The following is a 21,752-nucleotide window of genomic DNA, read 5'->3' as shown; positions in this document are numbered from 1 at the left end:
CAGATACAGTTTACATGACGGTTCCAAGTGTCAAATGAAATTGACATGAAGGGGGAAGGCCATGGATCTCGGCATTCGGATCGAAAAGGCCCTGGACGTCGCTCTTACCAAGGCGGAGGGCGCCGATTGTCCCCCCGGTCTTGCGGCGGCTCTGCGGTATGCAGTGTTTCCGGCGGGGCACCGCATCAGGCCGAGGCTGGTGATGGCCGTCTCGGAGGCCTGCGGCGGTTCGGATCCCGATGCGGCCGATGCCGCGGCGGCGGCCATCGAGTTCCTCCACTGCGCCTCGCTCGTCCATGACGACCTCCCCTGTTTCGACGATGCCGACGAGCGCCGCGGCAAGCCCTCGGTGCATCGCGCCTTCGGTCAGCCGGTCGCGGTCCTGGCGGGTGACGCGCTGATCGTCCTCGCCTTCGAGACCATTGCCCGCGGCGTGCCCGGCGATGCCCGCAAGCTCGGCGGTCTGGTCCGGCTCGTCGGTCAGGCCGTCGGTGCGCCGGCCGGCATCTGCGCCGGCCAGGCCTGGGAGAGCGAGCCGACCGTCTCGGTCGCCGCCTATCACCGCGCCAAGACCGCGTCGCTCTTCGCCGGCGCCACGGCGGCCGGTGCACTCGCCGCCGGCGCCGATCCGCTGGCATGGCGGGATCTCGGCGAACGTCTCGGCGAGGCCTATCAGGTCGCCGACGACATCAGCGACATCGCCGCGACCTCCGAGCAGACGGGCAAGACCAGCAACCGCGATAGCCTGCTGGGCCGGCCGAACGTCGCCCATGAGATGGGCCTCGACGAGGCGCTGGCGCTGCTCGACCGCACGGTGGTCGAGGCCATTGCCGCCGTCCCGGTCTGCCCCGGCCAGGCGCAGCTGCGCGCCGCCATCCTGCTTGAGACCAAGCGCTTCCTGCCGGCGGGGCTCGTCCGCACTGCGGCATGACCGCCACCATGCCGGACCGGCGCGCGGGCCCTTTCGAGCGGCTCGCCGGCTGGCTGAAGCAGCGCCGTGATCGGCTCGTCGCCGATCCGGCGTTTCAGCGTTTCTCGGCCTCGTTCCCGCTGACCCGGGGCACGGCGCATCGCCATGCCAGCGACCTCTTCGATCTGTGTGCCGGCTTTGTCTATTCGCAGGTGCTCTTCGCCTGCGTGAGGCTGGACCTCTTCGCGATGCTGACGCGCGGGCCTCTGCCGCTCTCCGACATTGCTGCACGTGCCCGCCTCTCGCCGGAGGCGGCGGACCGGCTGGTGCGGGCGGCCATCGCCCTCGGCCTCCTGGAATGGCGAGGCGACACGGTTGGCCTCGGCCTCAAGGGCGCGGCGCTGACCGGCAATCCCGGCGCGCTCGCCATGGTCGAGCACCATGCCATGCTCTATGCGGACCTCGCCGACCCGATCGCGCTGCTGCGCGGCGAGGCTCCGCCCTCCCATCTCAGGCGCTTCTGGGCCTATGGCGATGGCGGCTCGGCGGAGGCGGCGGATTCGGCGGCTGACTACACCGCGCTCATGGCGCGCTCGCAGGCGCTGGTGGCCGACGACATCCTTGACGCCTATCCGGTCGACAAGCACCGGGTCGTGCTCGATGTCGGTGGCGGCAACGGCACCTTCCTCGCCGCGCTCCACCGCCGCGCGCCCGCGGCCGAGCTCCACCTCTTCGACCTGCCGGCGGTGACGGCCCATGCCGCACACAATCCGGCCCTGCCCGAATCGGTGATGATCCATGGCGGCCGATTCCCCGACGATCCGCTCCCTGCGGGCATGGATCTCGTCACGCTGGTCCGTGTCGTCCACGACCATGAAGATGCCGTGGTGTGCCCCCTCCTGAAGCGGGTCCACGAGGCCCTGGTGCCGGGTGGAAGCATCGTCATCGCCGAGCCCATGGCGGAATCGGCAGCGGTCGCGCCGATGGCCGATGCCTATTTCGGCTTCTACCTGCTCGCCATGGGCCAGGGCCGCGCCCGCTCGCCTGACACTTTGATGGCCATGCTGGTCGAGGCCGGTTTCCAGGCGCCGCGCCGCGTTGCGACCCGCCGGCCGCTCTTCGCCGGCCTTGTCACGGCGACGCGTCACTCCTGAACGTAAAAAATAATTGACACTCTGTCGTGTCATCCTAAGATGACTTATGCCCAGTCTTTAGGCGGGCACGACCCTGGAGGTCGATCGTGAAGACGCTGGCAGTCATCCTGCGTGAGCCGCACCGCCTGGATCTCGACCGCGTCGAACTCTTGGGCCTGTCTGAGAACGACGTCATCGTCGACGTGCTGTGGTCCGGCATCAGCAGCGGCACGGAGCGGCTGCTGTGGTCCGGCCGCATGCCGCCGTTCCCGGGCCTCGGCTATCCCCTCGTTCCCGGCTACGAGACCGTCGGCGAGATCGTCGATGCCGGCGCGAATGCCCGCCATCGGATCGGTGAGCGCGTCTTCGTTCCCGGCTCACGCGGCTTCAAGTCGGTGCGCGGCCTCTTCGGCGGCGCCGCCCAGCGCCTCATCGTCGCCGCCGATCGCGCCACGCCCGTCGATGTCGCGATGGGTGACCAGGCCATCCTCCTCGCCCTTGCCGCCACCGCCTGCCACGCCATCCGCGTCGGCGGCCTGCCCGAGCTCATCGTCGGACACGGCGTGCTTGGCCGCCTCATCGCCCGGGTCACGATGGCCGAGGGCGCCCCGGCGCCGACCGTGTGGGAGACCCGCGCCAGCCGGCGCAGCGGCGCCACCGGCTATCCCGTCATCGATCCCGCCGAGGACGCCACGGCCGACCGCGGCATCATCATGGATGCCAGCGGCGATGCCGGCCTACTCGACACGCTCATCGCGCGCCTGCGTCGCGGCGGCGCCGTCGTCCTTGCCGGCTTCTACGAGCAGCCGCTCGCCTTCACCTTCCCGCCGGCCTTCATGCGCGAGGCGATGATCCGCATCGCCGCGGAGTTCCGGCCCGAGGACGTCGACCGCGCCCTGACCCTGGTGCGCTCGGGGCGTCTCAGCCTCGACGGTCTCGTCACACACCGCTTTCCCCCGCCTGCCGCAGCTGAGGCCTATCGCACGGCCTTCGAAGACCCCGACTGCGTCAAGGCACTCATCACCTGGAGGGCATCCGCATGAACGCGCCGCTCACGGCTCTCGAGCCGAACGCCGCCACGACCGGCCCCGCGCTGGATGCCATGATCCAGGAGGCCGAGGACACGGCGGCTGCTCCTGGGACCCGGCAGACCCAGATCATCGCCATCTACGGCAAGGGCGGGATCGGCAAGAGCTTCACGCTCGCCAATCTCTCCTACATGATGGCGCAGCAGGGCCAGCGTGTCCTGCTGATCGGCTGCGACCCCAAGAGCGACACGACGTCCCTGCTCTTCGGCGGCCGGGCCTGCCCGACCATCATCGAGACCTCGTCGAAGAAGAAACTCGCCGGCGAGGAGGTCCGCATCGAGGACGTCTGCTTCAAGCGCGACGGCGTCTTCGCCATGGAGCTCGGCGGCCCCGAGGTCGGCCGCGGTTGCGGCGGGCGTGGCATCATCCACGGCTTCGAGCTGCTCGAGAAACTCGGCTTCCACGAGTGGGACTTCGACTATGTCCTGCTCGACTTCCTCGGCGACGTGGTCTGCGGCGGCTTCGGCCTGCCGATCGCCCGCGACATGTGCCAGAAGGTCATCGTCGTCGGCTCGAACGACCTGCAGTCGCTCTATGTCGCCAACAATGTCTGCTCGGCGGTGGAATACTTCCGCAAGCTCGGCGGCAATGTCGGCGTCGCCGGCATGGTCATCAACAAGGACGACGGCACGGGCGAGGCCTCGGCCTTCGCGGCGGAAGCCGGCATCCCCATCCTGGCGGCCATCCCGCAGGACGACGACCTGAGGCGCAAGAGCGCCAATTACGAGATCGTCGGCCATCCCGACAGCCAGTGGGCCTCGCTCTTCGCCGAGCTCGCCCAGAACGTCGCGGGGGCTCCGCCCGTCAGGCCGAAGCCGCTGAACCAGGACGCCCTTCTCGGCCTGTTCAAGGGCGATGCGGTCGGCCGCGGCGTGGTGCTGCAGCCGGCGAGCCAGGCGGACCTGCGCGGCGGCGTGCTGCTGCAGCAGCCCTCCCTCGAAATCATCTACGACACGGTGTGACGATGGCTCGCCTCCTCGACACCCTCGCCAAGCCCCTTTCGGCCGCTGCCAAGCCGATGCCTCCCGAGGCGTCGGAGCCCGGCTGCCATGGCGGCAAGGCGCAGATGGAGGAGGCGGCGCGCGCCGCCGGCAAGAGCGACGTGCTGGACCAATATGCGGCCGACTATCCGAAGGGCCCGCATGACCAGCCGCAGAGCATGTGCCCGGCCTTCGGCTCGCTGCGCGTCGGCTTGAGGATGCGGCGCACCGCGACCGTGCTCTCAGGCTCCGCCTGCTGCGTCTACGGCCTCACCTTCACCTCGCACTTCTACGGCGCGCGGCGGACCGTCGGCTACGTGCCGTTCAATTCGGAATCGCTGGTCACCGGCAAGCTCTTCGAGGACATCCGCGAATCCGTCCATGACCTCGCCGATCCGGCGCTCTACGACGCGATCGTCATCATCAATCTGTGCGTGCCGACCGCCTCCGGCGTGCCGCTGAAGCTGCTGCCGAAGCAGATCAACGGCGTGCGGGTCATCGGCATCGACGTGCCGGGCTTCGGCGTGCCGACCCATGCCGAGGCCAAGGACGTGCTGGCCGGCGCCATGCTGCGCTATGCCCGCGGCGAGGCGGAAAAGGGCCCCGTCCAGGCGCCCCGTGTCGCCCGCGCCAACCATCGGCCGACCGTGACGCTGCTCGGCGAGATGTTCCCCGCCGATCCCATGGGCATCGGCGCTCTGCTGGACCCGATGGGCCTCGCCGCCGGCCCCGCCGTGCCGACCCGCGAGTGGCGCGAGCTCTATGCCGCGCTCGACTGCGTGGCGGTCGCCGCCATCCATCCCTTCTACACCGCGAGCATCCGCGAGTTTGAGGCCGCCGGCCGTCCGGTCGTCGCCTCGGCCCCGGTCGGGCGCGACGGCACCGCCGACTGGCTCGCCGCCATCGGCAAGGCCGCCGGTGTTGCGCCCGAGCGCATCGCCGAGGCGCAGAACCGCGCGCTGCCGCTGATCGGCGCCGCGCTGGAGCGGGCCCGCATCTCCGGCCGCATCACCCTGTCGGGCTACGAGGGTTCGGAGTTGCTCGTCGGCCGCCTGCTGGTCGAGAGCGGCGCGGACCTGCGCTATGTCGGCACCGCCTGCCCGCAGACGCCCTGGTCAGAGCCGGATCGCGCCTGGCTCGAGGCGCGCGGCGTGACGGTGCGCTACCGCGCCTCGCTGGAGCAGGATCTCGAGGCGCTCGACGCGCACCAGCCGGACCTCGCCATCGGCACGACGCCGGTCGTGCAGAAGGCGAAGGAGCGGGCCATTCCCGCCCTCTACTTCACCAACCTCATCTCGGCCCGGCCGCTCTTCGGCCTCGCCGGAGCGGGTTCGCTCGCCACTGTCGTCAATGCGGCGCTCGGCAACAAGCCGCGCTTCGACCGGATGAAGGCCTTCTTCGAGGGCGTCGGTTCCGGCGACACGGCCGGCGTCTGGTCCAAGACCCCCGATCCGCGGCCGGATTTCCGCGCCAAGTACCGCCGCCAGCTCGATGCGCTCGCCAAGAAGCGCAAGGCCGAGGAGATGCTCTGATGCTCGTCCTCGATCATGACAGGGCAGGGGGCTACTGGGGCGCGGTCTATGTCTTCACCGCGATCAAGGGCCTGCAGGTGGTGATCGACGGCCCGGTGGGCTGCGAGAACCTCCCCGTCACCTCCGTGCTGCACTACACCGACGCCCTGCCGCCGCATGAGCTGCCGATCGTCGTCACCGGCCTCGCCGAGGAAGAGCTCGGCCAGAAGGGCACGGAGCAGGCCATGCGCCGCGCCCACCGCGCCCTCGATCCCGACCTGCCGGCCGTGGTCGTCACCGGCTCCATCGCCGAGATGATCGGCGGCGGCGTGACGCCGGAAGGCACAGCGATCAAGCGCTTCCTGCCGCGCACCATCGACGAGGACCAGTGGCAGAGCGCCGATCGCGCGCTGTCCTGGCTGTGGACCGAGTTCGGCCCGCGCAAGGTGCCGGAGCGCCGCCGCGAGGCGGGCGCCAAGCCGCGCGTCAACATCATCGGGCCGGCCTACGGCACCTTCAACATGCCCTCCGATCTCGCCGAGATCCGCCGCCTCGTCGAGGGGATCGGCTGCGAGGTGAACATGGAGTTCCCGCTCGGCAGCCACCTGCAGGACGTGGCGAAGCTCGCCGATGCGGACGTCAACATCTGCCTCTATCGCGAGTTCGGGCGGCTCCTCTGCGAGCGGCTGGAGCGCCCCTACCTGCAGGCGCCGATCGGCCTGCACTCGACCACCGCCTTCCTCGAGAAGCTCGGCGAACTCGCCGGCGTCGACCCGCAGCCCTTCATCGCGCGCGAGAAGCACACGACGATCAAGCCGCTCTGGGACCTGTGGCGCTCGGTGACGCAGGACTTCCTCGGCACGGCGAGTTTCGGCGTCGTCGCCACCGACACCTATGCGCGCGGCCTCAAGCATTTCCTCTCCGAGGAGCTCGGCCTGCCCTGCCACTTCGCCGTCTCCCGCCGCGCCGGCGTGAAGCCGGATAACGAGGCGGTGCGCCAGGCGATCCGCGACCGCACGCCGCTCATTCTCTTCGGCAGCTTCAACGAGCGCATGTATCTCGCCGATTGCGGGGCGCGGGCGGTGTTCATCCCCGCCTCCTTTCCCGGTGCCATCATCCGCCGCCACACCGGCACGCCGTTCATGGGCTATGCGGGCGCGACCTACCTCCTCCAGGAGGTCTGCAACGCGCTGTTCGACGCGCTCTTCCACATCCTGCCGCTCGCCAGCGACATGGACCGCATCGAGGCGACGCCCTCGCGGCTCGAGGACGAGCTGCCCTGGAGCGAAGAGGCCCGCGCCATGCTCGATGCGGTCGTCGAGACCCATCCGGTGCTCGTGCGCATCTCCGCGGCCAAGCGCCTGCGCGACAGCGCCGAACGTGACGCCCGCGCGACCGGTGTCGGCGTCGTCCGGCCCGATTCCGTGACGCGCGCCGCCGGCCAGCTCGGCCGTCCGCCCAACTGACTTTGCCTACGGCGCCTGAAGCGCCACGCCTTCGCAGTGCAGTCCAATTGACAAGGTCGCGCCACGCGACCGGCAGGGAGACCAGCCATGGATCACGCCGCCCGCATGCCCGCCTCCTCGCGGTCACGCCGCATGGACCGGATCGAATTCCGGCTGCTGATGCTGGCCTCGTTCCCCTTCTTTCTGTGCGTCACCGCCATCGCGCGCCTGCGCGGCGAGCGCACCGTTTCCCCCGAAAGCCTGTCCCTCTTCGCCGAGGCCCGCGCGGCCGCGGCTTCCGCCATTCCGTTCGCCTTCATGGGCTGAACGGTCCGCCTCGCCCGGGTCACCGGGCGAATGGCCGGAGGGCGTCAGCCCTTCGGCGACCCTGCCGTGCCGAAAGGCTCGGCGACGGCCTTCGGGCCGAAACGAGGAGTAGTCCATCATGGCTGACAAAGAGTCCCTTTCGGGCCTCACCGAGGAGGAAGCTCAGGAGTTCCACAAGTACTTCATCCAGGGTTTCGTCGGATTCACGGTCGTCGCGATCATCGCCCATTTCCTGGCGTGGCAGTGGCGGCCCTGGCTCCCCGGACCCCGCGGCTACGCGCAGTCGATGATCGACGGCGCCACGGTCGTGGCTCAGACGCTCATTGGCTGACGGGAGAAGATCTCATGTGGAAACTCTGGCTCATCTTCGACCCCAGGCGGGTCCTCGTCGCAATGGCCACGTTCCTGTTCGCGCTCGCTCTGCTGATCCACTTCATCCTGCTCAGCACCGATCGCTTCAACTGGATCGAAGGCCCTCGCGCCCGCCCTGCGCCCCGCGCCGACGTGATCTCGGCCCCGACCATCACGGTCGCCGGCACGACGATCACCATCGCGGGCGTTTGACGCGAAAGACCCGGGGACATCGGCGGCCAAGCGCTTCCCGCGCAACGCTTCCGGTGACCCCGGTCAACCCCATCGCATGCGCATGCACTGCCGAGAGGAGCCGACCATGGCCTTGCTGAGCTTCGAAGCCAAATATCGCGTGCGTGGCGGCACCCTGGTCGGGGGCGACCTGTTCGACTTCTGGGTCGGACCGTTCTGGGTCGGGTTCTTCGGGGTCACCACCTTCTTCTTTTCGCTTCTGGGCGTCGGCCTGATCCTGTGGGGCGCCGCGCTCGGCGACACCTGGAACGTCTGGCGGATCAACATCGCGCCGCCGGACCTGAAATATGGTCTTGGCCTGGCCCCGCTCGCCGAGGGCGGGCTGTGGCAGATCATCACCATCTGCGCCATCGGCGCCTTCGGCTCCTGGGCGATGCGCGAGGTCGAGATCTCCCGCAAGCTTGGCATGGGCCTCCACGTGCCCGTCGCCTTCAGCATGGCGATCTTCGCCTATGTCACCCTGCAGGTCATCCGCCCGGTCCTGATGGGCGCCTGGGGACACGCGTTCCCCTATGGCATCTTCAGCCACCTCGATTGGGTGTCGAACGTCGGCTACCAGTACCTGCACTTCCACTACAATCCCGCGCACATGCTCGCCGTGACCTTCTTCTTCACGACGACGCTGGCGCTGTCGCTCCACGGGGCGCTCGTGCTGTCCGCCACCAACCCGCCGAAGGGCGAGGCTGTGAAGACGCCGGAGCACGAGAACGCCTTCTTCCGCGATACGATCGGCTACTCGGTCGGCACGATCGGCATCCATCGCCTCGGGCTCTTCCTGGCGCTGGCCGCGGTGTTCTGGAGCGCGGTCTGCATCGTCATCTCCGGCCCCTTCTGGACCCTCGGCTGGCCCGAGTGGTGGAACTGGTGGCTCGAACTGCCGATCTGGCGCTGAGGAGGGTGTCGTGAGCTTTGCCATCGACTATCAGAACATCTTCACCCGCATCCAGGTCAGGGGCCCGGACGACACCGGGCCGCCCATCGAGAGCCAGATCTACAAGCGCGGCACCTCGATCTTCCACAATTACTGGCTGGGCAAGATCGGCGATGCCCAGATCGGCCCGATCTATCTTGGCTGGTACGGCAGCGTCTCGCTGCTCTTCGGCATCATCGCCTTCGAGATCATCGGCCTCAACATGTGGGCGTCGGTGAACTGGGATCCCGTGCAGTTCGTCCGCCAGCTCTTCTGGCTCGCGCTCGAACCGCCGGCGCCGAAATACGGCCTGTCGATCCCGCCCATGGCGGAGGGCGGCTGGTGGCTGCTCACCGGCTTCTTCCTGACCATCTCGGTCATCCTGTGGTGGATCAGGACCTACCGGCGGGCGCGGGCGCTCGGCATGGGCACCCATGTCGCCTGGGCCTTCGCCGCGGCGATCTGGCTGTTCCTCGTGCTCGGCTTCATCCGGCCGCTGCTCATGGGGTCCTGGAGCGAGGGCGTGCCCTTCGGCATCTTCCCGCACCTCGACTGGACGGCCGCCTTCTCGATCCGCTACGGCAACCTTTTCTACAACCCGTTCCACGCGCTCTCGATCACCTTCCTCTACGGGTCGGCGCTGCTCTTCGCGATGCATGGCGCGACGATCCTCGCCGTGTCCCGCTACGGCGGCGAGCGCGAGATCGAGCAGATCGTCGACCGCGGCACGGCCTCCGAGCGCGCCGCCCTGTTCTGGCGCTGGACCATGGGCTTCAATGCCACGATGGAATCCATCCATCGCTGGGCCTGGTGGTTCGCCGTGCTGACGCCGCTGACCGGCGGCATCGGCATCCTCCTCACCGGCACTGTGGTGGACAACTGGTATCTCTGGGCGATCAAGCACGACTTCGCCCCGGGCTATCCGTCGCTGCCCTACGTGCCTGCCATCGACCCCTCCACTCTGCCGGGAGCGACGCGATGAACTCCGCACGCACCTGCCTGACGGCCCTTCTCCTGGGCGCGACGCTCTTCATCGCCGGCTGCGAGGCTCCGCCTCCGGCCACCGAGCAGCGCGGCTATCGCGGCCAGTCCATGGGCAATGTCGCCAATCCCCGCACGCTGGCAGCGCGCGAGGCCGCCAACCAGGCGCCGGAGGCTCAGCCCCCGGCGGATCCGACGGGCCCGCGGGTCTCGACGATCTACCAGAACGTCAAGGTTCTCGGCGATCTCAGCGAGACCGAGTTCCTGAGGGTGATGGCCTCCATGGCCGAGTGGGTGGCGCCGCAGGAGGAAAGCTGCGGCTACTGCCACAACCTCGAGAACATGGCGGACGAGTCGAAGTACCAGTACCGCGTGGCGCGCCAGATGCTCATCATGACGCGCTCGCTGAACACGACCTGGACCTCGCATGTCGGCCAGACCGGCGTCACCTGCTACACCTGCCATCGCGGCCAGCCTCAGCCGCAATACACGTTCAAGCAGGACAGCGGCCCGATGGGCGCGGCTGGCATGACGGCGAGCCGCCAGGGCCAGAACGTCGTCGGGCGGCTGGTGGGCCTCACCTCCCTGCCGACGGATCCGTTCACCGAGCTGCTCGCCTATACCGGGCAGATCCGCTCGGTCAGCACCACCGTGCTGCCGGCCGGCAATACGCGGACCATCCAGGACACGGAGCGCACCTACGGCCTGATGATCCACATGTCGGAGGGCCTCGGCGTCAACTGCACCTTCTGCCACAACTCCAACAATTTCGGGACGTGGTCGAGCAGTCCGCCGCAGCGCGCCACCGCCTATCACGGCATCCGCATGGTGCGTGACATCAACATCAACCACATCGCGCCGCTGCAGCCGATCCAGCCGCCGGAGCGGCTGGGCCCGGAGGGCGACAATGCCAAGGTGTTCTGCACCACCTGCCACCAGCAGCAGCCGAAGCCGCTGAACGGCGCGGCGATGCTGCCGAACTATCCCGAGCTCGGGGCGCCGCGTCCCGCGCCGTGAGGTTAGGGATGGCGGCCGGGCCGCCCCGAATGAGGGCGTCGGAGCACTCGCTCCGGCGCCCTTTTCGTTTCTGCCGTCAGCCGATCCGGGCGCCGGGCAGGATGGTCGGCGGCGCCTCGTTGAGCTGGCTGATGGCAAAGCCCGCCGCCGCCTTGTAGCCGGCCATGAAGGCGGTGCGCTCCTCGGCGGGGATGACGTCGTCGATATTGTCGAAGGTGCCGCCGCAGCGCTCGTCGACGAGGTTGAGGAGGCCGAAGGGGCCGGCGCCGCGGTTGCGCAGGACGAGTTGCGAGATGGGCCCGCACAGCCGCGCGTCATAGGCGGCGAGGGCCGCCGGCGTGATGCCCTCCGCGAGCAGCGAGGCGCCGAGGATGCGGGCGTCCATGATGGCCTGGCTCGCGCCGTTCGAGCCGGTCGGATACATGGCGTGGGCGGCATCGCCGAGCAGCCCGACGGGCCCGTCCTGCCAGGTCGGCACGGGGTCGCGGTCGATCATCGGGTTCTCATAGGCCCCGGCCGAGCCGCGGATGAGCGCCGGCACGTCCAGCCAGGGCCAGCGCCAGTCCTCGAAATGATGGATGAAGTCGTCGATGCCGACCTCGCGGAACCAGCCGCGCTGCTTCCAGCCCTCGCCGGCGTCGACCACCACCTCGGCGATCCAGTTGATCATGGCGAGGCCGGTTTCAGGATCCGGATGGGAGATCGGATAGATCACCATGCGGTGGCGGTGGGTGCCGAGGCCGATGAAGGAGGCGCCGGTGCGGATGGGCTTCGCGAGGCTCGTGCCGCGCCACATCAGCGCCCCGCCCCAGTGGATCGGCGGCTGGCCGGGATGCATCTGCGCGCGCACGGCCGAATGGATTCCGTCGGCGCCGACCAGCAGCGCGCCGCGCTCCTCGAACTGTTCGCCGCTGGCCGTTTCGACGAGGGCGACGACGCCGTCACCCTCCTTGCGATAGCCGGTCACGCGGCAGCCGAGGCGCACGGCATCCGCGCCGGCGCGGGCCACCAGGGTGTCATAGAGCATGACGTGGAAGCGGCCGCGATGGACAGCATATTGCGGCCAGTTGTAGCCGGCGAGCCGGCCGCGCGGCTCAGCATAGATGTCATTGCCGTTGAGGCCGACGAGGGCCCATTCGCGCGCCGGCACGCCGACCTGGTCGAGCATGTCCTCGCCGATGCCAAGGTCGCCGAGCTCGCGCACGGCATTGGGCTGGATGTTGATGCCGACGCCGAGGGGGCGCATTTCGCGCACGCCCTCGAAGACCGTGAAGGGGACGCCGATCTGGTGGAGGGTGAGGGCGGTGGCGAGGCCGCCGATGCCGCCGCCGGCGATGAGGACGCGCTTGTCGGACATGGTGTGCGATCGGACGAGGAGAGGCGGCAGGCCGCGGGGACCCGTCCTTTAGCGCCTCGGACAGCCGGCCGCGAGTCGGATGTCAGGCCAGCGTGATCGTGCCGGAATCGATGGCCGCCTGCTCGGTGGCGCTGTGCGTGGCGAAGGCGCGGATGATCGGGGCGAGTTCCGCGTCGCCGACCATGTCGGCGGCCTCAAGGGCCGGGACCCAGCGCCGTTCGCGCCGCTTGCGCTCCGGCCAGGAGGAGCGCTGCTTCTGGACTTCGAGGGCGAAGACATCGACGGCGCAGCGCACCGTCGTGCCGTTGGACAGGACCTTGTCATAGCCGTAGCGGCCGATCGGCTGTCGGCCGACGTGACCGGCGACGCCGGCTTCTTCCTCCGCCTCGGTGGCGGCCACCTTGCGGGGCGGCAGGTTGCCCATGGGCCAGCCCTTCGGGATGATCCAGCGACGGGTGGTGCGCGAGGTGATCAGGAGGATCTCAAGGCCGCTTTCCGGGGTCAGCCGGTAGGGCAGGGCGGCAAACTGCAGGCGCTTGCGGCCGGCGCCCGAGCCGTCGTCGTCCAGCATGTCACCGGCTGCGATGTCTTCGGTCTCGTTGTCGGGGCCGGCCATCGGTGAGGCTCTCCTGTCGCGCCCCGCCGGGCCTAACCATCAGAACGAATCATCTGGACAAATTCGAGACAGCGACTCTGTCATAAAAATGTCATTAAGCAATCCGGCGCCCAGGTCCTCGCTGTCGCGGGGTCTTTTGTCTGGCAAGCCGATATAGAGCCGATTGGTTCCTTCAGCCGTGCATTCGGCGAAGGGCGCCTCTCGCGGCGCTGCGGGCCTCAGCGCGTCGGGGCGTGGCGGCAGCGCGGACGCGCCGGGCCGGCCCGCGCCAGGCGCACTTGCGCCGGCCTGTGGCTTGGGCAGTCTGTCGCTCCCCAGAGGGAGGACCACCATGATCTATGAACTGCGCGTCTATACCTGCCTGCCGGGCAGGCTTCCCAAGCTCCTGGCGCGCTTCCAGGACCACACGCTGAAACTCTGGGAGAAGCACGGCATTCGCCAGGCGGGTTTCTTCACCACGGTGATCGGCCCGTCGAACAACGACCTGACCTATCTCGTCGCCTGGGAGTCGATGGCGGAGCGGGAGCGCAAATGGACCGCTTTTCAGCAGGATCCGGACTGGATCGCAGCGCGCAACGCCAGCGAGGCTGACGGGCCGATCCTGTCCAATGTCGCAAGCTCGTTCCTCACGCCGACGGCCTTCTCGGCCGTCAAGTAAGGCGGTGCGGGGCCGGCGGGCGCTGCCCGGCCGGCCCCGTTCCGATCACTCGGCGACGGCGCGCGTCTCGCCGCTGCCGCGGTTGTAGAACAGCGTGACGCGGGCGATGCGGCACAGGTTCACGTTGCGGAACTCCACCGGAGTTTCGTCGTCGTACACGACCTTGATGTCATAGCGGCAGGCGGTGGTGTCGACCGGGAAGCTGACGTTCAGCGTCATGCCGTTCTCCAGACTTTCATCGCCCATCAGGTCGTCACCCCAGTTGTTGGCGGAGGTCGGGCTCACATAGACCTCATCGATCGTGTAGCCGGTCTGGTTCACGATGGCGAAGTCCTGCCGGGCCTGGGCATTGGCTTCGCCGGCCACGGAAAGGAAGAGGGCGGCGAAGGCCGCGAGCAGCAGAGCGCGCATGGGAATCTCGGAGGGGCCGCACGGCGCCGGGGGTGCCCAGGATCCGGTCCGTGGCGGCGGCAACGGGAGTGACGGCACCTGCGGGAGACGTTGAGTGCAGCCCTTCCCGAAGGTCAAGCCATGGGCCGCATCTGGCGGCGGCCTAGACCGCATGGCCTATTCCAATGCCGGCGCCCAGGGCTCAGCGGCCCGGCAGGACGATCGGCTGGCCATGCGGCGTTGCGGCCGCGGCGGCATGCCAGGCCTCGGTCGTCGCCTCGATCGCCGCCGGCGTTGCGACGCCGCGGCGGATCACCAGGCCTTCGAGCGCCTTCAGCCAATGGCGGTAATAGGTCTCGCCGGTGTCCGGATCGCCATCCGCCTGGGCGCGGGTGATCTCGGCCGAGAGGGCCTCGGCCCATTCCGGCCAGGTGAACAGGCCCTTCTGGTGGAGCGTCACGGCGAGGGCGAAGGCATGCGCCTCCCAGGGCTCGCGGAAGACCGGTCCCTCGGCATCGCAGGGAATGTGCGGCAGGGCGGCAAGGTCGGGCGTTGCGGCTGACACGGTCATGCGGGGCTCAGATAGCTGTCCCAGGCGTCGACGGAGACGCTGGTCTTGGGATCGGCCTCATCGCCGAAGAGCTCGGTGCCGTCGAAGCGCACGGTGTAGAGCCATTCCGGCGCCTCACCCGCCGTCGTGGCATTGGCGTCGGCGAAGACATGGACCCCGTGGCAATGGGTGATCGTCCCCGTCTTGCCCTGGGCATAGCGCGGCAGGCGCGTGTGGCCCTTGGGGACCGGCATGGTGGCTGTCCTGACGCGGTCGTCGACGGCAAAGCGTGCGGGGCTCGTCGCCGGACGCTCGGTCGGGCCTCCGCGAGCGAGCACGGCCGGCACGGCCTCCGCTGAGAGGACGCGGGCCACCGGCTTCGCCGGGTCGACGGCATGGCCGGCGGACAGGTCGGCCTCGGAGACGAGGCCGCGGTCGGCCATCAGCCGTTCCAGGCCGCCGATCCAGATCTCATAATAGCTCATGCCGAGATAGCCCGGCTGCTGCTCACGGGCGGCGCGCGACTGGTCGATGGTCCAGGAGCCGGTGGCGCCCATGGCGAGGGTCAGGGCGAGGGCCCGCGCCTCCCAGCGCGAATGGAACAGCGGCTCGTCCGTCTCGATCTGGATGGGGCCGAGGTCCTTGCGGCCGCCGAGATCGGCATGGGTCACGTAGCTCATGCCGCCGTCTCCGGCGCGCGGGGAAGGCCGGTGCCGATCATCGCGTCACGGGTGACGAGGGCGGCGAGGTCCTCCTCCGACAGCCCCTCCGTTCCCGCCGGCCGTTCGGGGATGACGAGGTAGCGGACCTCGGCGGTGGAATCCCAGACCTTGATGGCCTTGTCCGCGGGCAGGGTGACGCCGAAATCCGCCAGTACGCCGCGCGGATCGCGCACCGCCTTGGCGCGGTAGGGCGCCGACTTGTACCAGACCGGCGGCAGGCCCAGCACCGGCCACGGGTAGCAGGAGCACAGGGTGCAGACGACCATGTTGTGGGTGTCGGGCGTGTTCTCGACCGCCACGAGATGCTCGCCCTGCCGGCCCATATAGCCGAGCTCGGCGACGGCGGCCGTCGCGTCCTTCAGAAGCCGGGCGCGATAGGCCGGATCGACCCAGCTCTTCGCCACGACGCGGGCGCCGTTATGCGGGCCGACCTTGGTCTCGTAGGTCTCGATCAGGACATCGAGCGCGGCCGGGTCGACATAGCCCTTCTCGACCAGGATCGTCTCCAGCGCCCGCACCCGCGCATCCATGGGCGAGAGTTCGCTGTGGTCGTGGTCATGGTCATGGTCATGACCGTGGTGGTGGCCGTGACCATGGGCGTGATGATGGTGGTCGTGATCGTGGTCGTGATCGTCGTGCATGGCGCGCTCCGGGTGCCGCAGGTTAGCGGCGCCCGGAGCCGATGCAACTGGCGCGGCGGGATGACCGCCGCGCGACGGATCAAGTTGTAGAATGTCGCATCAGGCCTTGGCCTTGGCGAGTTCCTCGGCGCGCAGGTCCTTGCGCAGGATCTTGCCCACATTGGTCTTCGGCAGTTCCGAACGGAACTCCACGAGCTTCGGCACCTTGTAGTTGGTCAGGTGCTCCTTGCAGAAGGCGCGGACCTCGTCGGAGGTCAGCTCGGCGCCGGGCTTCACGACGATGAAGGCCTTCACCGCCTCGCCCGCCGCGCCGTCCGGCACGCCCACCACGGCGACCTCGAGCACTGCCGGGTGCTTGGCCAGCGTGTCCTCGACCTCGTTCGGGAAGACGTTGAAGCCGGACACCAGCACCATGTCCTTCTTGCGGTCGACGATGCGGAAATAGCCGTCCTCGTCCTGGGTGGCGATGTCGCCGGTATAAAGCCAGCCGTCGCGGATCGTGCGGGCGGTCTCCTCGGGCTTGCGCCAGTAGCCCGCCATGATCTGCGGGCCCTTGGCGATGAGCTCGCCGGGCTGGCCGAGCGGCACTTCGCGGCCCTCGTCATCGACGCACTTGATGTCGGTGGACGGGACGGGAACGCCGATCGTGCCCTCCTTCACCGCGTCGAGCGGGTTGAAGGTCAGGACTGGCGAGGATTCCGTCAGGCCATAGCCCTCGATGACCGGGGTGCCCGTGACCTCCTGCCAGCGCCGGGCCACGGCGTCCTGCAGCGCCATGCCGCCGGCGCAGGAGCTCTTCAGCGCCTTGGGCGGGTTGTCACGGAACCAGGGCTCGTTGTTGAGGCCGTTGAACAGCGTGTTCACGCCGGTGAGCATCGAGACCTGATATTTCTCGAAGGCCTTCTGCAGGTTCGTCAGCGGCCGCGGATTGGGCACCATGACGTTGTGCGCGCCAAGGTACCAGAAGCCCAGCATGTTCACCGTGAAAGCGAAGATGTGATAGAGCGGCAGCGCCGTCAGGATGGTCTCCTCGCCCTTGACCATGTTGGAGGCGACCATCTCCAGCGACTGGGCCATGTTCATGACGAGGTTGCCGTGCGTCAGCATGGCGCCCTTGGACACGCCGGTCGTGCCGCCGGTGTACTGGAGCACGGCGAGCGTATCGAGCCCGACATTCTCGGCATAGGCGGCGATCGGGGTGGACCCCTTGCGCGCCTCGCCCGCAGCGAGAGCTGCGCGGAAGGTGGTGTGCGGCACCGGCGCCGGCTTCACCGACTTGTCCTTGTACTTCTGCACCAGGCTCACGAGCGTGCCCTGCAGCCAGGGCATGAAGTCGGTGATCGAGGAGATCACGACCGTCTTCACCGTGTGGATCGCGAAGGCCGCCGGCAGCTTGCCGGCGAACATGTCGATGATGACGAGCACGTCGGGTTCGCCGTCGGCGAAGACCTTGCCCATCTCCTCCGCCGTGTAGAGCGGATTGATGTTGATCAGCACGCAGCCGGCCTTGAACGTGCCGAAGGCGACGATCGGGAAGGCGAGGGCGTTGGGCGTCTGCAGCGCGACGCGGGCGCCGGCGGGCAGCTTCAGCACATCGCGCAGGTAGAGCGCGAAGGCGTCCGACCACCGGTCAATCTCGGCATAGGAGAGCGAGCCGCCCATGCCGTTCGGCAGGCACAGCGAGAAGGCCGTCTTGCCGCCATAGGTGCGCGCCACCGAGCGGACCATGGCCGCGAGGTTCGGGTGGGGGGCCTCGTCGATCGTGTGCCGCATGCCGACGGAATAGAATTTCGTCCAGGGCCGAGCAGGGGCGGCTTCGACGGTGGTCATGCAATCCTCCCGGGGATGTTCTTGACCTTCAGCCTATAGTCCAAGCGCGTTCGGCCCGCCAGCGGACCAAATGCCGCCCGAAAGAGTGAGGTCAGCGCAGTTTTCCGGCCGCGCGCAGGACGAAGCCGATGACCTCGGCCACTGCGCGGTAGAGCTCCTCGGGGATGTGGTCGTCCACGGCGACGCCGGCCAGCGCCTCGGCGAGGATGGGATTGCCCTCGATGGCGACGCCGTGCTGGCGGGCGGTCTCGATGATCTTCTCGGCCACGAGGCCCCGGCCGGAGGCGGTGACGCGCGGGGCCGCGTCCTTGCCGATCTCATATTCCAGCGCCACGGCGATGGCGGGCTTTCCGGCTGCCGGCGCCTCGCTCATGACGAGCGGTCCAGCCGGTGGGGCGTGACGGCCGCGGGCTTCGGGTCCGGCGGCCGTCCCTCGGCGATGACCAGCCTATCGATGGCGAAGGCCGAGGCTTCCAGCGCCTCCGACAGGTTGGCGCGTTCGGCATCGAGCGCCGCGGCGGTGCCGGCGCGCTCGGCCCAGATATCGACGCCGACATGGCCATCGCGCCAGCGGATCGCCGCGTGCAGGGGCCCGAGGGGCTCTGCGTCAAGGGAGAGGCGCATGGTCCAGCCGCGCTGCGCCGACGCGCCGGGCCGCCGCTCATCAGGCTCGGGCGGGTCGCGCTGGATCTGGAACTGCGCGATGGCGGTCTCCGCCCCGAGGCGGAGGGGCACTTCCATCTGCAGGGTCTGGGCTGCCGCCTCGGCACGCGGCGCCTGGCCGTCGGGCAGCGAGGCCGCTTGCAGAAGGGTGAGGCGGGCGAGCGCCGCCTCGGTGCGCTCGGTGAGGGTGCGCGCAAGCTCACTGGCCGGGACGCCATCGGCCAGCGTCGCCGGCTGCGGCGGTTGGCCATGGGGTAGGGCGCCGCGGATCGGCGGTTTCTCGTGCGCGGCGGGCTTCGGCGTCTCGCCGGACGTGTCGGGCAGGGTGGCTGTCCAGTCGGTCAGCGCCGAGCGCAGCCGCAGCAGCGCCGTCTTCAGGTCCGGGGGCAGCGGGGCCCCCTCGGGCAGGGCGGCGAGCCGCGCCTCCATGAGCGTCCCGGCATTGGCGAGCGCGGCCTGAAGCCCTTTCGGCGTCGCGAGGCTCTCCAGCGAGATGCGGAAGCCGAGGACCTCCGCCAGGGCATTGGCGACGGGCTGGGGCAGGAGCTTCGCATTGGCCCCGCGGCCAGCTGCGCCGAGATCGGCGAAGAGCGTGGCGAGACTCTCCTGTCGACCGGCGGCAGCACGCACCCCCTCGGTCACCGCGACCTTGAGGGCGGCGGGCGAGGTGTCGGTCTCGCTGTCGAGGGCCACGAGGGTCGTCGCCGGCGCGCCCCGGGCGGCGAGCGCCACGCGTGCGCCGTCGCCCAGCTGGGCGGTGGCGGCGGGCACGAGGCCGCGGGCGAGCAGGTCGACGACGGCTGCGGCGACGGTTGCCTGAGGGGGCAGGGGAAGCGGAGCGCCAGCCGGCGAGGGCGAGGGCGATGCGGCCGGTCCCTGAGCGGGCGCAGCGGGGGCAGCCGGCAGGCCGGGCTGGGCTGTCGTCGACGAGGGCGTTGGACCCGATGAGGCCGCACCCGGGGTCGTCGCCGGCATGGCCAGCATCAGCTTCACCGCCGCGCCGTCCTGCTGGACCGTCAGGTTCAAGGTCGTGCCGGGCGTCAGCGGCCGATCGGTCTTCACCTCGAGCGTACCGCCGCCGACCATGAGCCGGGCGAGGCCCTCGGCGGTCATGGCCGCGACCTTCACCGCGACGGTGTCGCCGGCCTTGAGGCCAAGCGCTTCCAGCGCCGCGGCGGGGGGGCCGGCGGTGAGGGCCGTGACGGCCGGACTGGACCTGATGGCCTCGACGTTCACGTGATCCTCCCGGACTGGAGGCGGAAGCGCAGCCTGCGCCGGGAATAATGACCGATTCGCAAAGGCCGATCTTGACTTCGTCGATCTTCCGTAAGGAGATTTCGCCGTTCCGGACAGCCGGCGCCGGTCGGCGGCGATGGAATGAGGGCGAGTTCATGTTGCATCAGCCGCGTCGCTGGCTTCCCGGTCTCCTGCCGCTGGCGCTGCTGGCCGGCGGTGTGCTGTGGTCGAAGCAGGAGGCCATCGAGGCCGACCTTGCCCGCCGCGCCACCGATGCGATCGGGGCGGTCTCCACCGTCGACGGCAAGCCCTGGGCGCAGGTGACCATGCGCGGCCGCGACGCCATCATCACCGGCACGGCTCCCGAGCTCGACGCGGCCCCCCGCGCCGAGGATCTGTCGGAAGCGCAGTTCGGCATCCGCCGCGCCGATGCCGCCAATGATTTCCTCGCCCCTGCCAATCCCTTCGGCTGGTCGGCCCGGCGCGAGGGCCAAATCATTGTCCTCTCCGGGCAGGTGGCGCCCGATGGCGCCCGCGCCCGGCTGGTCGAGGCGGCCCGCAAGGCCTTCCCCGGTGCCGAGGTCAGCGACCTCATGACGCTCGCCCGCGACATTCCCGCTGCCGCCACCCGTGCGGCGGAGATGGGCATCGCCCAGCTCGGCAAGGTGACGCCGGGTTCGGCGAGCATTGCGGGCAATGCCTTCCGCTTCACCGGCACGGCGGCCGATGCCGCCGCCAAGTCGGACATCGAACGGGCGCTCGCCACGCTGCCGCAGGGCGTCACCACCGGGGGCATCAACGTCACCGTCCCGACCCCAGCCGCCGCCGAGCCGCCGCCGGCCCCGGCCGCCATCCTCCCGCCGGTCGCGGACTGGTCGGTGATCAAGGCGGAGGACGGGGCGATCCGGCTGGAGGGATCCGTGCCGTCCGAGGAGGCGCGCCAGCGCATTCTTGCGGCCGCCCGTGCGGCGACGACCGGCCCGGTCACCGACGCCATGACGGTGGTTCCGACGCTGCCTGCGGCGTTGGAGGCCAAGGCCCTTGCGGCCATCGAGCAGCTCAAGGGCCTGGCGAACGGTGCGGCGCGCATTGCCGGCACGGTCTATTCCTTCACCGGTGTTGCCGCGAACCACGAAGCCTTCGAGACGCTCGCCGCTGCGGTGCGCGGCCGGAACGACGGCTACACGATGGGCGACCTCATCGTCGCGCCCCCCGTGATCAGCCCCTTTACCTGGAGCGCGCGGCGCGGTCCCGACGGCGTCACGCTGATGGGCTTTGCGCCTTCCGCCGAGGCGCGGGACCGGGTCATGGCGCTGGCGCGCCGCCTCGCCGGCGGCATGACCGTTTCCGACGAGACGCGGCTCGCCTCCGGTTTTCCGAGCGGCGTCGATTTCGGTCTCCTGACCGAGACGGCCCTGACCCAGCTCCTCCGTCTCACGGAAGGCTCGGTGCAGCTCACCGGCAACCGGCTGACCCTCGCGGGGCGGGCCAGCGATGCCGCCCTTGCCGTGCAGATCCGGGAAGCGGTGGCCGGCCTCGGGCCGCCGGTGGTCGGCATCACCGACATCGCCCTGCCGGTCGCCGACATCCCGCCGCCCCCACCGCCGCCGCCGCTGGCCGTGGACCTCACGCCGCCGCCGCCTCCCACTCCGCCTGTCGAGGTGGAGGCGGCGATCCCCTCGCCCCCCGAGGCGCCGCCGCTGGCGGCCGACCTGACCCCGCCGCCACCGCCTCCGCCGGTTCCGGCCCCCTCGCTGGCAACGGCAGCGGCGCCCGTCGCGCCGCCGCCCCCGGCGCCGCCCGCACCGCGGCCGGACTGTTCCGTCATCATCCAGACGGCGCTCGAGGGTGACCGCATCCTCTTCGACTACTGGCGCGCCGAGCAGAAGGCCGAGCACGGGGCGGTGCTCGACCGCCTGGCCGCCGCCATCAAGCGCTGCGCGCCGGACGAGCGGATCGAGATCGCCGGCCATGCCGACATCCACAACTGGACGGGCGGCAACCAGAAGCTCTCGGAGGACCGGGCCGCGATCATGCGCGAGGAGCTCCTGCGGCGCGGCGTGTCCGCGGACAGCCTGGTCGTGGTCGGCTATGCCGCGATGCGGCCGGTCGCGCCGAACGACAGCGAGGCCGGCCGGGCGCTGAACCGGCGGGTCGAGTTCCACGTGCGGCCGCGCAACTGAG

The 21,752-nt window shown here is 69.7% G+C and carries 23 protein-coding genes; 14 read left to right on the top strand and 9 right to left on the bottom strand.

Annotated elements, in window-relative coordinates; genetic code table 11:
• Positions 1–61 precede the first annotated feature (61 nt).
• The 12 genes from C8P69_RS12910 (at position 62) to pufC (ending at position 10,905) form a co-directional block, all read left to right on the top strand.
• Positions 62–931 (top strand): polyprenyl synthetase family protein, encoded by an 870-nt coding sequence (locus tag C8P69_RS12910; RefSeq protein WP_108177778.1) that lies wholly within the window; start codon positions 62–64, stop codon positions 929–931.
• The gene (locus C8P69_RS12905; RefSeq protein WP_108177776.1) at positions 928–2,064 is read left to right on the top strand and encodes a methyltransferase; all 1,137 of its coding nucleotides are present in this window, start codon (positions 928–930) and stop codon (positions 2,062–2,064) included. Before C8P69_RS12910 ends, C8P69_RS12905 begins: the two co-directional genes overlap by 4 nt.
• A gap of 86 nt (positions 2,065–2,150) precedes the next feature.
• Positions 2,151–3,086 (top strand): chlorophyll synthesis pathway protein BchC, encoded by a 936-nt coding sequence (bchC, locus tag C8P69_RS12900; protein WP_108177774.1) that lies wholly within the window; start codon positions 2,151–2,153, stop codon positions 3,084–3,086.
• Entirely contained in the window at positions 3,083–4,093 is a 1,011-nt protein-coding gene (locus C8P69_RS12895; protein WP_108177772.1) for a chlorophyllide a reductase iron protein subunit X, read from the top strand. Before bchC ends, C8P69_RS12895 begins: the two co-directional genes overlap by 4 nt.
• 2 nt (positions 4,094–4,095) lie before the next feature.
• Entirely contained in the window at positions 4,096–5,643 is a 1,548-nt protein-coding gene (gene bchY, locus C8P69_RS12890) for a chlorophyllide a reductase subunit Y (RefSeq protein ID WP_108177770.1), read from the top strand.
• Positions 5,643–7,088, top strand: coding sequence for a chlorophyllide a reductase subunit Z (gene bchZ, locus C8P69_RS12885; protein WP_108177768.1), 1,446 nt, complete (start codon positions 5,643–5,645; stop codon positions 7,086–7,088). Before bchY ends, bchZ begins: the two co-directional genes overlap by 1 nt.
• Before the next feature lie 132 nt (positions 7,089–7,220).
• Positions 7,221–7,394 (top strand): hypothetical protein, encoded by a 174-nt coding sequence (locus tag C8P69_RS12880; protein WP_245902020.1) that lies wholly within the window; start codon positions 7,221–7,223, stop codon positions 7,392–7,394.
• Positions 7,395–7,512: 118 nt separating this feature from the next.
• The gene (gene pufB / locus C8P69_RS12875; RefSeq protein ID WP_108177764.1) at positions 7,513–7,725 is read left to right on the top strand and encodes a light-harvesting antenna LH1, beta subunit; all 213 of its coding nucleotides are present in this window, start codon (positions 7,513–7,515) and stop codon (positions 7,723–7,725) included.
• A 14-nt stretch (positions 7,726–7,739) separates the two neighbouring features.
• On the top strand, positions 7,740–7,958 hold the full coding sequence (gene pufA / locus C8P69_RS12870; protein WP_108177762.1) for a light-harvesting antenna LH1, alpha subunit: 219 nt from the start codon (positions 7,740–7,742) through the stop codon (positions 7,956–7,958).
• 106 nt (positions 7,959–8,064) lie between these two features.
• The gene (gene pufL, locus C8P69_RS12865) at positions 8,065–8,889 is read left to right on the top strand and encodes a photosynthetic reaction center subunit L (protein WP_108177760.1); all 825 of its coding nucleotides are present in this window, start codon (positions 8,065–8,067) and stop codon (positions 8,887–8,889) included.
• A 10-nt stretch (positions 8,890–8,899) separates the two neighbouring features.
• Entirely contained in the window at positions 8,900–9,889 is a 990-nt protein-coding gene (gene pufM, locus C8P69_RS12860) for a photosynthetic reaction center subunit M (protein WP_245902019.1), read from the top strand.
• Positions 9,886–10,905 carry a photosynthetic reaction center cytochrome PufC gene (pufC, locus tag C8P69_RS12855; protein WP_108177759.1) on the top strand — a complete coding sequence of 340 codons (1,020 nt, stop codon included), beginning with the start codon at positions 9,886–9,888 and terminating at the stop codon, positions 10,903–10,905. The genes pufM and pufC overlap by 4 nt, the downstream gene beginning before the upstream one ends.
• A 76-nt stretch (positions 10,906–10,981) precedes the next feature.
• On the opposite strand, the gene C8P69_RS12850 is transcribed toward pufC, so the two are convergent.
• Together C8P69_RS12850 and C8P69_RS12845 are read right to left on the bottom strand one after the other, a co-directional pair.
• The gene (locus C8P69_RS12850) at positions 10,982–12,262 is read right to left on the bottom strand and encodes a flavin-dependent oxidoreductase (protein WP_108177757.1); all 1,281 of its coding nucleotides are present in this window, start codon (positions 12,260–12,262) and stop codon (positions 10,982–10,984) included.
• Positions 12,263–12,344: 82 nt separating this feature from the next.
• Positions 12,345–12,878, bottom strand: coding sequence for an NUDIX hydrolase (locus C8P69_RS12845; RefSeq protein ID WP_337957415.1), 534 nt, complete (start codon positions 12,876–12,878; stop codon positions 12,345–12,347).
• Positions 12,879–13,209: 331 nt separating this feature from the next.
• Between C8P69_RS12845 and C8P69_RS12840 the strand changes: the two genes are divergently transcribed.
• Complete coding sequence (locus C8P69_RS12840) at positions 13,210–13,536, top strand: NIPSNAP family protein (RefSeq protein WP_108177755.1); 327 nt, start codon at positions 13,210–13,212, stop codon at positions 13,534–13,536.
• A gap of 45 nt (positions 13,537–13,581) precedes the next feature.
• Here the strand turns inward: C8P69_RS12840 and C8P69_RS12835 are convergent, their stop codons facing one another.
• From C8P69_RS12835 to fliK, 7 genes are all read right to left on the bottom strand, one after another.
• Positions 13,582–13,947: a hypothetical protein gene (locus tag C8P69_RS12835; RefSeq protein WP_108177753.1), complete on the bottom strand. Its 366-nt coding sequence runs from the start codon at positions 13,945–13,947 to the stop codon at positions 13,582–13,584.
• Between the two features lie 181 nt (positions 13,948–14,128).
• The gene (locus tag C8P69_RS12830; RefSeq protein WP_108177751.1) at positions 14,129–14,497 is read right to left on the bottom strand and encodes a nitrile hydratase accessory protein; all 369 of its coding nucleotides are present in this window, start codon (positions 14,495–14,497) and stop codon (positions 14,129–14,131) included.
• Positions 14,494–15,156 carry a nitrile hydratase subunit beta gene (nthB, locus tag C8P69_RS12825; RefSeq protein ID WP_108177749.1) on the bottom strand — a complete coding sequence of 221 codons (663 nt, stop codon included), beginning with the start codon at positions 15,154–15,156 and terminating at the stop codon, positions 14,494–14,496. Before nthB ends, C8P69_RS12830 begins: the two co-directional genes overlap by 4 nt.
• Complete coding sequence (gene nthA, locus C8P69_RS12820; RefSeq protein WP_108177747.1) at positions 15,153–15,839, bottom strand: nitrile hydratase subunit alpha; 687 nt, start codon at positions 15,837–15,839, stop codon at positions 15,153–15,155. Before nthA ends, nthB begins: the two co-directional genes overlap by 4 nt.
• 99 nt (positions 15,840–15,938) lie before the next feature.
• Positions 15,939–17,669: an AMP-binding protein gene (locus C8P69_RS12815; protein ID WP_108177745.1), complete on the bottom strand. Its 1,731-nt coding sequence runs from the start codon at positions 17,667–17,669 to the stop codon at positions 15,939–15,941.
• 91 nt (positions 17,670–17,760) lie between these two features.
• The gene (locus C8P69_RS12810) at positions 17,761–18,042 is read right to left on the bottom strand and encodes an EscU/YscU/HrcU family type III secretion system export apparatus switch protein (RefSeq protein ID WP_108177743.1); all 282 of its coding nucleotides are present in this window, start codon (positions 18,040–18,042) and stop codon (positions 17,761–17,763) included.
• Positions 18,039–19,568: a flagellar hook-length control protein FliK gene (gene fliK / locus C8P69_RS12805; RefSeq protein WP_108177741.1), complete on the bottom strand. Its 1,530-nt coding sequence runs from the start codon at positions 19,566–19,568 to the stop codon at positions 18,039–18,041. The genes C8P69_RS12810 and fliK overlap by 4 nt, the downstream gene beginning before the upstream one ends.
• 155 nt (positions 19,569–19,723) lie before the next feature.
• Here fliK and C8P69_RS12800 point away from each other — a divergent pair, with 155 nt between their 5' ends.
• Positions 19,724–21,751 carry an OmpA family protein gene (locus C8P69_RS12800; protein ID WP_170118232.1) on the top strand — a complete coding sequence of 676 codons (2,028 nt, stop codon included), beginning with the start codon at positions 19,724–19,726 and terminating at the stop codon, positions 21,749–21,751.
• Position 21,752: the final 1 nt, after the last annotated feature.

This window comes from Phreatobacter oligotrophus, assembly GCF_003046185.1.
In the GTDB taxonomy this organism is placed as follows: Bacteria; Pseudomonadota; Alphaproteobacteria; order Rhizobiales; family Phreatobacteraceae; genus Phreatobacter; species Phreatobacter oligotrophus.
Note: the sequence above shows the minus strand (reverse complement) of the source record. Positions and strands in the feature narration are given on the sequence as shown.

Bases quoted from the DNA above. Each gene is read 5' to 3' on its own strand.
- C8P69_RS12910 (WP_108177778.1), top strand. From the start codon at position 62: ATGGATCTCGGCATTCGGATCGAAAAGGCCCTGGACGTCGCTCTTACC.
- C8P69_RS12905 (WP_108177776.1), top strand. From the start codon at position 928: ATGACCGCCACCATGCCGGACCGGCGCGCGGGCCCTTTCGAGCGGCTC.
- C8P69_RS12895 (WP_108177772.1), top strand. From the start codon at position 3,083: ATGAACGCGCCGCTCACGGCTCTCGAGCCGAACGCCGCCACGACCGGC.
- bchY (WP_108177770.1), top strand. From the start codon at position 4,096: ATGGCTCGCCTCCTCGACACCCTCGCCAAGCCCCTTTCGGCCGCTGCC.
- bchZ (WP_108177768.1), top strand. From the start codon at position 5,643: ATGCTCGTCCTCGATCATGACAGGGCAGGGGGCTACTGGGGCGCGGTC.
- C8P69_RS12880 (WP_245902020.1), top strand. From the start codon at position 7,221: ATGGACCGGATCGAATTCCGGCTGCTGATGCTGGCCTCGTTCCCCTTC.
- pufB (WP_108177764.1), top strand. From the start codon at position 7,513: ATGGCTGACAAAGAGTCCCTTTCGGGCCTCACCGAGGAGGAAGCTCAG.
- pufA (WP_108177762.1), top strand. From the start codon at position 7,740: ATGTGGAAACTCTGGCTCATCTTCGACCCCAGGCGGGTCCTCGTCGCA.
- pufL (WP_108177760.1), top strand. From the start codon at position 8,065: ATGGCCTTGCTGAGCTTCGAAGCCAAATATCGCGTGCGTGGCGGCACC.
- pufC (WP_108177759.1), top strand. From the start codon at position 9,886: ATGAACTCCGCACGCACCTGCCTGACGGCCCTTCTCCTGGGCGCGACG.
- C8P69_RS12850 (WP_108177757.1), bottom strand. From the start codon at position 12,262: ATGTCCGACAAGCGCGTCCTCATCGCCGGCGGCGGCATCGGCGGCCTC.
- C8P69_RS12845 (WP_337957415.1), bottom strand. From the start codon at position 12,878: ATGGCCGGCCCCGACAACGAGACCGAAGACATCGCAGCCGGTGACATG.
- C8P69_RS12840 (WP_108177755.1), top strand. From the start codon at position 13,210: ATGATCTATGAACTGCGCGTCTATACCTGCCTGCCGGGCAGGCTTCCC.
- C8P69_RS12835 (WP_108177753.1), bottom strand. From the start codon at position 13,947: ATGCGCGCTCTGCTGCTCGCGGCCTTCGCCGCCCTCTTCCTTTCCGTG.
- C8P69_RS12830 (WP_108177751.1), bottom strand. From the start codon at position 14,497: ATGACCGTGTCAGCCGCAACGCCCGACCTTGCCGCCCTGCCGCACATT.
- nthB (WP_108177749.1), bottom strand. From the start codon at position 15,156: ATGAGCTACGTGACCCATGCCGATCTCGGCGGCCGCAAGGACCTCGGC.
- nthA (WP_108177747.1), bottom strand. From the start codon at position 15,839: ATGCACGACGATCACGACCACGATCACGACCACCATCATCACGCCCAT.
- C8P69_RS12815 (WP_108177745.1), bottom strand. From the start codon at position 17,669: ATGACCACCGTCGAAGCCGCCCCTGCTCGGCCCTGGACGAAATTCTAT.
- C8P69_RS12810 (WP_108177743.1), bottom strand. From the start codon at position 18,042: ATGAGCGAGGCGCCGGCAGCCGGAAAGCCCGCCATCGCCGTGGCGCTG.
- C8P69_RS12800 (WP_170118232.1), top strand. From the start codon at position 19,724: ATGTTGCATCAGCCGCGTCGCTGGCTTCCCGGTCTCCTGCCGCTGGCG.